Raw genomic sequence first — 526 nt, 5'->3', positions numbered from 1 at the left:
GCCGTTGCTGATCACTCGGCCCGAGGCGCTCCACTCGGCGATGGCCACATTCGGATCGTCCGTCACGTGGATTTTCAGAGTGGGGATGGTTTTGACATCAATGACTTTGGGGTAGTTGCGCAAGTACTCATAGATTGCCGCGCGGCCGACAATTTTTTTGGATGCGGGATCGGGCGAGAAAGGGAACTCGACGACAACGTTCTCGTCGCAGAGGGCTGCCCAGCCTTTCATGTCTTTGGCAAAAAAAGTATCGAGGCTACGTTTCAATAATTGTGCTGAAGTCAAGTTTTTACCCGTTTCCTGTGCCAGAACCGGGGTGGCCAAAGTGGCCATGGCGACCGTCGCGGCTGTGATGAGATTGCGTCGTTTCATGGTGTTGTCTTGGTGAGTCAAAAGAGTGCTTGTTCGTATCTTTTAGATCTTGATGAAGTTGATCGCTGCCAGTGGGCCAAACGGCAGTTGTGACAGCGGGCCACCCACATCAAGCGTCCCCAGGTCTACGGCAAAGTAGCCAGCCGCTTCAAGC

General features: G+C 53.8%; 1 protein-coding gene. It reads right to left on the bottom strand.

The window, feature by feature from the left end; translation table 11 throughout:
- The coding region (locus AC1D1Y_RS26190; RefSeq protein ID WP_477684920.1) for a nuclear transport factor 2 family protein at positions 1-372 on the bottom strand (372 nt) is incomplete at its 3' end.
- Between the last annotated feature and the right edge of the window lie 154 nt (positions 373-526).

The sequence above is a fragment of the Polaromonas sp. P1_G1 genome (assembly GCF_056405595.1).
The sequence above is the reverse complement of the archived record's forward strand: the minus strand, read 5'-3'. Positions and strand labels throughout refer to the sequence as shown.